Annotated in this window: 1 protein-coding gene and 2 pseudogenes; all 3 read left to right on the plus strand. The window is 63.8% G+C overall.

The genetic code is table 11. The features are described from left to right. Nucleotides 1-93 (plus strand): annotated as a pseudogene (locus tag ACK4TM_RS16140) (RNA methyltransferase); the annotation flags it as partial. Nucleotides 94-187: 94 nt separating this feature from the next. After that, nucleotides 188-1,324: a heme A synthase gene (gene ctaA, locus ACK4TM_RS16145; RefSeq protein ID WP_409703163.1), complete on the plus strand. Its 1,137-nt coding sequence runs from the start codon at nt 188-190 to the stop codon at nt 1,322-1,324. Between the two features lie 2 nt (nt 1,325-1,326). Further along, nucleotides 1,327-2,290: pseudogene (locus ACK4TM_RS16150) on the plus strand (carboxypeptidase M32); the annotation flags it as partial.

A 2,290-nucleotide genomic window follows, 5' to 3' on the forward strand; every position in this document is an offset into this window, starting at 1 on the left:
AATCTGTGGTCGCGGATGCCGCTGCCCCGCGCCGCTGTGCAGATGCGGCACGGCATCCTGCGCCAGTTGGTGCGCTGGAAGGAACGCGGGTAAGGTGGATCGCGATCCACCTTACGGCTGTGGCACCCTGACGCTTGCGCAGGGACGCGCGCAGACCTAGGTTCTGCCCAAATGACGGAGACCCGCAATGGCAACCAAACGCAGCATTTTTGAAGAGGTCGGCGACAGCCCCAGACAGACAGCCACCCCCGGCGGGATCGCCCGTGCCGGTATGGGCGCGCGCCGCGCGATCCGCGGCTGGCTGATGGTGCTGTTTGCGCTGGTCGTGATCATGATCGCCGTGGGCGGGCTGACACGGCTGACCGACAGCGGGTTGTCGATCACCGAATGGGCGCCGGTGACGGGGGCTTTGCCGCCAATGTCGGCAGAGGCATGGGAGGTGGAATTCGACAAATACCGCGAAATTCCACAATATCAGTTGATGAACCGCGGCATGAGTCTGTCCGAATTCAAGGTCATCTATTATTGGGAATGGGGCCACAGGCAGTTGGGCCGTTTCATCGGCCTGGTCTGGGCTGTCGGTTTCATCTGGTTTCTGGCGCGGCGCCAGATCCCCAAGGGCTGGACCGGGCGGCTATTGCTGCTGGGGGGCTTGGGCGGTTTGCAGGGTGCCATCGGCTGGTGGATGGTGGCATCGGGGCTGCAGGAGGGCATGCTGAGCGTCGCCTCCTATCGCCTCGCGACCCATCTGGGGCTGGCTTTCGTGATCTTCGGTTTCATCGCCTGGTATGTCTATGAACTCAGCCGTCCCGCCGCTGATCTGCTGCAGGCGCGCCGGATCAGGGATGCGCGACTGATGTCGCTCGGCACGATCCTGATCATTCTGGCCTTTGTCCAGATCCTGCTGGGGGCGCTGGTGGCGGGGATCGACGCTGGCCGTGCCTTTCCCGACTGGCCGCTGATGGCGGGCGGGTTTTTCCCGCCGCAGCCCTTCAGCCTGCAACCGGTCTGGCGCAACTTCTTTGAAGATGCCGGGCTGGTCCAGTTTATGCACCGGATGGCGGGCTATATCCTGTTCGCCTTTGCGCTGGTGGTGTGGGGACTGGCCCGCAGATCGGCCAACCGCAATATCCGTGCCGCCTTCAACATGATGATGGCGGTGATGCTGCTGCAGGTCGTGCTGGGGATTTTCACCGTCATCTATTCCGCGCCTGTCCATCTGGCGATCACCCATCAATTCGTGGCGGTGATCCTGTGGGCGGTGATCCTGCGGGCGCGTTTTGTCGCGCAATATCCCAAACCCCAATCCGTCCGAGGGACCTGAATATGAACGCCTATGATGACCTGATGCAGTTCCAGCGCGAGACCGAGGCGCTGGCCCAGGTGGCAGGCCGCCTTGGCTGGGATCAGGAAACCATGATGCCCGATGGCGCAGGCCCGCAGCGCGCCGAGGAACATGGCGCGATGGCCAATATCCTGCATGCCCGCCGGATCGACCCGCGCGTCGGCGACTGGCTGGCCGAGGCCGAGGCCGAGGCCGAGGCTGTGGATGACGTCGCAGCAGCAAACCTGCGCCATATCCGCCGCAGTTTCGAACGCACGACCAAAGTGCCTGCGCGTCTGGCGGCGGAACTGGCGCGCGCCACGTCGCTGGCGCATCGGGTTTGGGCCAAGGCGCGGGCAGAGGAAGATGTCGCCACCTTCCTGCCGGTGCTGCAAAAGGTGCTGGACCTGCGCCGGGAAGAGGCGGCGGCGATTGCGGGCGGCACCGATCCCTATGATGCCCTGCTGGATGATTATGAACCCGGCGCGACGGGCGCGCGTCTCAGCGCGATGTTCGCCGCGCTGCGCCCGCGTTTGGTTGATCTGCGCGCCGCAGTGCTGGATGCGCCTGCGCCACCCGCATTGCAGGGCACTTTCGACGAGGCCGGACAATTGGCGCTGTCGCAAAAGCTGGCGCTGGCGTTCGGGTATAATCTGGACAATGGGCGGATCGACAAGGCGGTGCATCCGTTTTCATCCGGATCGGGGCTTGATGTGCGGATCACGACGCGCACCAATCCGGTTGACCCGTTCAACTGCTTTTATTCCACCATTCATGAGGTCGGCCATGCCGCTTATGAACAGGGCATCGACACCGCGCATCTGCTGACGCCTGTCGGCGCGGGCGTGTCGATGGGCGTGCATGAAAGCCAGAGCCGGATCTATGAAAACCAGCTTGGCCGCAGCCGCGCCTTTACCGGCTGGCTTTATGGTCAGATGCGCGACCAGTTCGGCGAGTTTGGCATCG

Origin of the sequence: Yoonia sp. (assembly GCF_046292185.1) — a bacterium.
GTDB lineage: Bacteria > Pseudomonadota > Alphaproteobacteria > Rhodobacterales > Rhodobacteraceae > Yoonia.

Coding starts and splice junctions, on each gene's coding strand:
- ctaA (WP_409703163.1), top strand. CDS start 188: ATGGCAACCAAACGCAGCATTTTTGAAGAGGTCGGCGACAGCCCCAGA.